The sequence below is a fragment of the Methylocaldum sp. genome, from assembly GCF_035627495.1.
Taxonomy (GTDB): Bacteria; Pseudomonadota; Gammaproteobacteria; order Methylococcales; family Methylococcaceae; genus Methylocaldum.
This window is the reverse complement of record NZ_DASPLO010000145.1, coordinates 22863-30273: the sequence shown is the minus strand read 5'-3', so window position 1 is coordinate 30273 and position 7411 is coordinate 22863. Positions and strand designations below refer to the sequence as shown.

Sequence of the window (7411 nt, the reverse complement as noted above, 5' to 3'; positions counted from 1 at the left end):
TGACACGCTTAGCCCTGTGCTTCTCGCCCTGAGCCGGCGGCGACCGAAGGGACTTCCTGTCCCTCGGTCGCCGCGCGCGATCCCTCGCGCGCCCTTTCGGGCTTTTCCGGCTCAGGACTGCGATGCTCGGGCGTGTCATACGGGACCATACAGGCATTCGGAAAACGCTCTAAACCCGTTTGCCGCGCCGAGCACTGAAGCTTTCGGCGGGAATTACCCGTAAGGGGCGCAGAATGGATTCTGCGCGGCGATCGAGGGCCATGGATGGCCCTTCGATCGCCTCCCGTCGAAAGCGAGGAGCGCAAGGGTCAAGCGGCAACCGGGCGGCTTTTTCTTTGGCTCCTTTCTTTTGGCCGCGCAAAAGAAAGTAGCTCGGCCGTGGGTCCGAGAACCCACAGTAAAAGAAGCTATCGCAAAGCGATTCGTTCTCTGATCGCCTTGTGTCGATACCTATACCGGCTGCAGAAGAGCAATCGGTCCGATAGAACTACCCGCCGATGGATAGCATTAAGCCTCGATCTCCATCAATACCTCGTTGGGATTCACCCGATCGCCTTTTTTGACGTGTATAGAGGCAACCGTTCCGCTGATGGGGGCCTGGATTTCCGATTCCATCTTCATCGCTTCGGTGACCAGGACGCCCTGCCCCGCACTCACCGTGTCCCCCGGTTGCACCAGGATGTCGACGATGTTGCCCGGCATGGCGGTGACCACGTCGCCCGGTTTGCCCGGAACCGGCCGGCCGCTGGCGGTGATGCTTCGCTGATAGCCGCTCAGCACCTCGAGATCCACTTCCTGGGGCACGCCGTCGAGGGTGATGTAGAACCGGCGGTGGCGCTGGTCGTTGAAATTGGCGCCGGTGATGTGGACGTCGTACGCCTCGCCATGCACGAACACCTTGAATTCGGTGGGCACCTCGCCGCGTTCCGCCGGCTGGGGCATCGGACCCGGCGGAACCAGCGGCTCCGGTTGCAGCCGGCCATCGCGCCGTTCCTGAAGGAATTTCCGCCCGACTTCCGGAAACATGGCGTAGATCATCAGATCGGTTTCGCTCTCCGCCAGATCGCCGATTTCCGTGCGCAAGTTCTCCAACTCCGGCGGCAGGAGGTCCGCGGGGCGGCATTCGACGGGCTGCTGCCGGCCGATGGCGCGGCGCTGCAGATCCGGGTCCACCGGCGCCGGCGGCCGGCCGTAGCCACCCTGGAGATAGCGCTTGACCTCATTGGTGATGGACTTGTAGCGCTCGCCGGTGACCACGTTCAGCACCGCCTGGGTACCGACGATTTGCGACGTAGGCGTTACTAGAGGCGGATAGCCGAGGTCGCGGCGCACGCGCGGGATTTCGTCGAAGACATCGAGGATGCGGTCCAGCGCGCCTTGCTCCTCCAATTGCTTGGCAAGGTTCGACATCATCCCGCCCGGAACCTGATTGATCTGAACCCGCGTGTCGACGCCGGTGAATTCGCTCTCGAACTGGCGGTATTTCTTCCGTACCTCGGCGAAATAGGCCGCGATGTCCTGCAACAGCTCCAGATCCAGCCCGGTGTCATGGTGGGTGCCGCGGAGGGCGACCACCATGCTTTCGGTGGGCGGATGGCTGGTGCCGCCGGCGAAGGAAGAGATGGCGGTGTCGATGTGGGTACAGCCGTGCTCCACCGCCTTGAGCTCGCACATTTCGGCGAGGCCCGAGGTGGCGTGGGAATGGAGATGCAGCGGCACGCTCAGGCCGGCCGAGAGAGCCGAAATCAGCTCCGCCGTGGCCATGGGCGTCAGGAGTCCCGCCATGTCCTTGATGGCGATGCTGTCGGCGCCCATCGTCACCAGGGCCTGGGCCTGCTCCACATAAAGATCCACGGTATGCACCGGGCTCAGGGTGTAGCAGATGGCGCCCTGGGCGTGTTTGCCCGCCTCCTTCACCGCCTTAATAGCGGTCTCCAGATTGCGGATGTCGTTGAGGGCATCGAAGACGCGGAACACGTCGATGCCTTCCTTTGCCGCGAGCCGCACGAACTCCCCCACCACGTCGTCGGAATAATGCCGATAGCCCAGGAGATTCTGCCCACGCAGCAGCATCTGCAAGCGGGTGTGGGGCAAGGCACGGCGGAGCTTCCGCAGCCGTTCCCACGGATCTTCCTTCAGGAACCGCATGCAGGCGTCGAAGGTGGCGCCGCCCCAGACTTCCAGCGACCAATAGCCGACCCGGTCCAGCTTGTCGCAGATGGGCAGCATGTCCTCGGTGCGCAGGCGTGTCGCAATCAGGGATTGATGGGCGTCGCGCAATACGGTGTCGGTGATGTAAACCTTGCTCATGGCTCTCTCAAAGTCCTACGTGGGCGGCGATGGCGGCCGCGACGGCCAAAGCCGCGTCGTCGTGGCTGCGTTTCTGGGAATAATTCAACAGCTCGGGATGATCCTGCAGAAACCCGGTGTCGAAGCGCCCGCTGATGAAATCGGGATGATCGAGAATTTCCCGGTAGAACGGCATCGTGGTCCTAACGCCGCTGATGGCCATGTCGCCCAGCACGCGCCGGCCGCGGGCGAGCAGTTCGGCCCAGGTGCGGCCGCGCACGATGACCTTGGCGCACAGCGAGTCGTAATAGGGCGGGATTTCATAACCGGTGTAAATGGCGGTGTCGATGCGGACGCCGGGACCGCCGGGCGCGTAATAGCGGGTGATGCGGCCGTAGCTCGGCAGGAAGTCGTTTTTCGGGTCTTCGGCATTGACGCGGAATTGCATGGCATAGCCGGCGATCTTCACGTCCTTTTGGGTAAAGCTCAGGGGTTCGCCGTCGGCGATGCGGATTTGCTTCTGAATAATGTCGAAGCCGGTGATTTCCTCGGTGATGGTGTGCTCCACCTGCACCCGCGTGTTCATCTCCATGAAATAAAACTCGCCGTCCTGGGTGAGTAGGAATTCCACCGTCCCGGCGTTCCTATAATTCGCGGCACGGGCGGCGCGCACTCCGAGCCGGCCCACGTAGTCGCGCTGTTCCGGGGTGAGCTGGGGCGAAGGCGCGATTTCGATGAGCTTTTGGTTGCGGCGCTGGATGGAGCAGTCGCGCTCGTACAGATGAACCACGTTGCCGTGATCATCGCCCAGCACCTGCACCTCGATATGGCGCGGACGCTCGATGCATTTTTCCAAAAACACCTCGGCATTGCCGAACGCCTTAGTGGCCTCCGAAATGACCCGCTCGTAATTCTGGCGGAGATCGTGAGGCGTATCGCAGCGCCTTATGCCGCGCCCGCCACCGCCCGAGGTCGCCTTGAGCATGACCGGATAACCGATGCGTTCGGCTTCCTTCAGCGCCATATCCAGACTGTCGACGTTACCCTCGCTGCCCGGCGTCACCGGCACGCCGGCGCGGATCATAGTCTCGCGCGCGAGCGTTTTGTCGCCCATGCGCCGGATGATGTCGGCATCCGGGCCGATGAAGACGATGCCGCGGGCCGCGCAGGCAGCGGCCAGCTCCGGGTTTTCCGACAGAAAGCCGTAGCCCGGATGGACGGCGTCGCAGCCGGTTTCCACGGCCAGGTTGACGATGCGATGGGGATTCAGGTAACCGGCCAACTCTTCCGAGCCGATGCAATAGGCCTCGTCCGCTTTTTTCACGTGTAGCGCGAAACGGTCCGCCTCGGAAAAAATGGCTACCGACCGAATATTCATTTCGGCGCAGGCGCGGATGATGCGCACGGCGATCTCGCCGCGGTTGGCGATGAGAATCTTACGGATCATGTGGTTTCTCGCAGATCGGAACCGATTTATCCGAACAGCCTACCTTATTCTACCGAAACCTGACATCGGGACTATTGCGGCATTTCCTTGATTTTACTGTGGAAATGCGGGAATGCCGGCTTGTCGGCACCTTCCTGCTCAATAGCGATAAGTCAGCCCGATAGAGGCGGAGAAGGCTTCCCACTGAACCTCGTTCAGGCGGGTGGTCACGGCGGCGCCGTCCACGAAAAAGGTCTTGTCCTTGCCGTCATCGGTATTCCAGTTCTGATAGTCGCCCCGGACGCCGAGCGACAACCGGGGCGTGATCGCGTAATCGATGGAACCGCCGGCTCTCACCCCCTCCCCGTCGGCATCGTGACTGAAGCTTTTGGGGTGCTGGAAATCCTGCCGCGGATTCCAGTCCGCTTCGGCGTGGAAATCGGCCCAGTGGTATTCGGACCATAGGCTTAATCTGAGGCCGGGCAGCAACCGCGCCCGGAACTTCAGGCCCAGCCACGGCCCGTGCCAGCGGGTATCGTAGCTGCTGTCCAGCCCGTCGAAAGGACCGAGCGGCACCGGGAAGCCGTATGCGGAGATGGTCTGACGGCCGTCCTGAATCCGGAGGTTTTGCTCCTGATAGGAATAACCCGCCATCGGTATGATGCTGAGCCGGTTCGGATCATTGCCCATGGGAATGAAAAACGAGTGCCCGACGCCCAGCGAAGCGTCCAGCATGTGGCCTTTATCCGCCTTGTTGTTGGAACGGGAAAATTCCAGCGTGCGGTCGTTTCCCAAAAAGTCGGAATCCTGGTTGTCGCCGTCCACCACCCAGGCGTAGCCGAGCTTGCCGTCGAAGTGCCAGCCGCGGGGCGTGGTGATCTCGGCCTGCCCGGCCAATTGCGCGCTCCGAATGTCCGTCCATTCGAGTTCCGAAAGAACGTTCGGGTTGCCGGTCAGCGAGGCTATGTTCCAGTTCAGCCGGTCCCGCCGATAGCCGGAGGAAAGGCTATAGTCGAATTCATACTGCCTTTTCGAATCCGGTTTCTTCGGGATTTCGCCGGCTATTTCCGGCTCGGCATCGGCGCGATGGCGAACGGGCGCGGCACTCGGTCCCGAAAACACCCGCATTTCGAGCGGCTTCGCGCCTTCGCGCTCGACGGAAACGACTCTTGCGTCCGATGCGCGCTCGGTTGCCGGCTCTCCCGGAGCGGCATGAAAGACGTGCATCTTCAGCGCGGGAAGCGCTTCGCCGCCCGGAATCGGAATCGTGCGGGCCTGTGCGGCGCCGGCCAGGCACCAGGTCGCGAGCAAGGCCGACTGCAGCGATCTAACGGCGCAGCGCATGGTGGAACGGCTCCGTCGAGATCAAATAGGCATAGGTTCCGTCGCCGGCTGTTCCGGCCTTGGCGAGCTGTTCGGATTCGAAGGTCGCGGCCAGCCAGCGCCCGTGCAACTCGTAATGATCGATGCTGCGGCGGGACGGTGCCCGATTTTGCAGATAAACCGCCGTGACATGGATGCCGTCTTTCTCCCAACTGGCCACGGGGCTCGCTTCGATGTCCCGGTTCGACATCAGCGGCAGAGCATCGCGGCCGGCGAGTTCGGTCCGGTAAATCCCGGAGGGCAAATCCGTGACGCCGGGTTCGCGCATTGCTTCGGCGGCCACGCGGGTCAGTTCGGCGTAGATCTCTTCCGGCCGTTCGGCCCGCGCCGCCTTGGCGGAGGTCCGTTTGGTCACCACGTCGTCGGGCGATTCCGGCGGGCGCTTAGGACGCGAGCGCGGCGGCCTTCGGTATTCGTCCAGATCGTCCTGGGTATCGTAGAACTTGTACTGGTCCTCCAGCTTGTAACGGTCGTGCTGGCGGCCCGGATTGCGATAAATATCGAGGGAGCCGCCCATCTGCGGGACATTGGGATGGATGCTCTCGTCCTCGATCACCCCCCGGCTGACCTCCGCGGCTTCGTTGGGCGTCTTCATGACATGGGGCGTCAGGATCACGATCAGCTCGCGCCGCGTCCTTTGCTTGCCCGTGTCCCGGAACACGGCGCCGAGGAGCGGAATGTCGCCCAATATCGGAACCTTCTTCTCGTTGTCGGAAGCTTGCTCGTCGATCAAGCCGCCGATGGCCACGGGCGAATTGTCCTTGGCCACCACCGTGCCGCTGAAGGTCCGGGAGTTGACCACATCGACCAGCGCATCCTGAATCTGCGACTGATTCTGCTGATTGGTCACCGCCAGGGGGATGCTCGCCTTGGCACCCAGGGCGGACTGCTCCACCAGGATGCGGATGCTGACCGTGCCGTCGGCGTTGATGTTGGGTGTCAACAGCAAGGTGGTGCCCACCGAACGCAACTCGGTGCGCGGCACCAGGATAGGCTGGACGGCGGTCGACGTGAGCAGTCCGCCGGTAATCTGGCTGGAGGTATTCGTGGAGGCATCGTAGCCGGTCGTCACCGGCCGTTCCTCGCCGAGGAAGATGCGGCTGACCTCCTGATTGGTGGTCAGCAGCATCGGCGTCGCCACGCTGGTGACCCGCCCCTCCCTTTCCAGAATCTGAATCTTGGCGTTGAACTTCTTGTTCACGAAGGTGGACAGGAGCGCCGCATCGATGGCGCGGGCGCCGGGCAATACCGACAAGGCCAGATCGCCGGCGGTGATGTCGAAGTTGAACACCGAATCGAAGCCGTCCGACAAATCCACCGAGAGAATTTTCACCTCCAGCATCAGGGTCGAGAGTTCCTGGTCGAGCTCGTCCACCAGGGCCCGGATATGTTCGAGGGCTTCATGGTCGCGGGTGCGGACCATCACCTTGTTTTGGGAGCGCAGCACGCTGACGAAGATGCGCGACATGCGCCGCTGGATCTCTTCTTCAAGCAAGGAGCCGGCGCCGGTCGCACGCGCAATCTTGAGCTGCTGGCGCAAATCCTCGCCGCTGATGATGGCTTCCTCCATACGGTTGGCCGCTATGTCCTGCGCTGCTTGCCGACGCGTATCCTGCTCGTTGCGATCGCTGATGCTAGGTCTGGAAACGCGCGGCCCCGATTGGAAAAAGCCGTTCCCGCTGCCTTGCAGCGTCTGGTTGTTCTGGAACAATTGCTGATTCTGCTGCGAAGCTCCGCCTCCGCCTGAGCCGAAACCCTGAGTGCGCTGCGAATCGATGATATTGAACCGGCGAAACCGCCCTTGCAGATCGGCCGCGATTTCCGCCTGATCGGAACCCGGCGCGAACTCGACCCGCTCGCCGTACAAATCGCGGATGGCGTAGGCGATTTCGAGCGCATAGGGATATTTCAGCGTGAAGATTTTGGTCTCTTCGCTCGCGGCGTCCACGTCGCCCAGCTTGAACTCCCGCGTGGTGTAGACGCGCACGATGCGCGAATCCGGGTCTTTCTGATACCAGAGATTGTGCATCCGGCTCAGAGCGTCGAGCACCTCCATCGGCCGCACGTTGCGGAGGAACAGCGCGGTTTTGAGACCCGCGGCTTTCTCAGAGGCGATGATGTTCAGCCCCGATTGTTCCGACAGAATGCGCAGCGCATCGCCCACCGTGATGTCGCGAAAATCGATGGCCGAAATGACCTGCTCCGCGGCGTGGGGCGTTCGCGCGGGCCAGGTCGCCGCAGCCGCGATGAAGAGAATCGCCCAAACAGGCACGAGTAGAGAGATCAAGCGAAAACGTTTCATGCGGATGGTTC

Annotated in this window: 4 protein-coding genes; all 4 read right to left on the bottom strand. The window is 62.2% G+C overall.

Features of this window, described 5'->3' with window-relative positions; translation table 11 throughout:
- Window positions 1-507: 507 nt before the first annotated feature.
- The 4 genes from oadA to VEB01_RS11835 all read right to left on the bottom strand — a co-directional run bounded on the left by oadA (window position 508) and on the right by VEB01_RS11835 (window position 7400).
- Window positions 508-2310, bottom strand: a complete 1803-nt coding sequence (oadA, locus tag VEB01_RS11850; RefSeq protein ID WP_324875665.1) for a sodium-extruding oxaloacetate decarboxylase subunit alpha — start codon at window positions 2308-2310, stop codon at window positions 508-510.
- A 7-nt stretch (window positions 2311-2317) separates the two neighbouring features.
- Complete coding sequence (locus VEB01_RS11845) at window positions 2318-3736, bottom strand: acetyl-CoA carboxylase biotin carboxylase subunit (RefSeq protein ID WP_324875663.1); 1419 nt, start codon at window positions 3734-3736, stop codon at window positions 2318-2320.
- Window positions 3737-3874: 138 nt separating this feature from the next.
- The gene (locus VEB01_RS11840) at window positions 3875-5059 is read right to left on the bottom strand and encodes an autotransporter domain-containing protein (RefSeq protein ID WP_324875661.1); all 1185 of its coding nucleotides are present in this window, start codon (window positions 5057-5059) and stop codon (window positions 3875-3877) included.
- Complete coding sequence (locus VEB01_RS11835) at window positions 5043-7400, bottom strand: DUF3438 family protein (protein WP_324875659.1); 2358 nt, start codon at window positions 7398-7400, stop codon at window positions 5043-5045. The genes VEB01_RS11840 and VEB01_RS11835 overlap by 17 nt, the downstream gene beginning before the upstream one ends.
- Between the last annotated feature and the right edge of the window lie 11 nt (window positions 7401-7411).

Bases quoted from the DNA above. Each gene is read 5' to 3' on its own strand.
- oadA (WP_324875665.1), bottom strand. From the start codon at position 2,310: ATGAGCAAGGTTTACATCACCGACACCGTATTGCGCGACGCCCATCAA.
- VEB01_RS11840 (WP_324875661.1), bottom strand. From the start codon at position 5,059: ATGCGCTGCGCCGTTAGATCGCTGCAGTCGGCCTTGCTCGCGACCTGG.
- VEB01_RS11835 (WP_324875659.1), bottom strand. From the start codon at position 7,400: ATGAAACGTTTTCGCTTGATCTCTCTACTCGTGCCTGTTTGGGCGATT.
- VEB01_RS11845 (WP_324875663.1), bottom strand. From the start codon at position 3,736: ATGATCCGTAAGATTCTCATCGCCAACCGCGGCGAGATCGCCGTGCGC.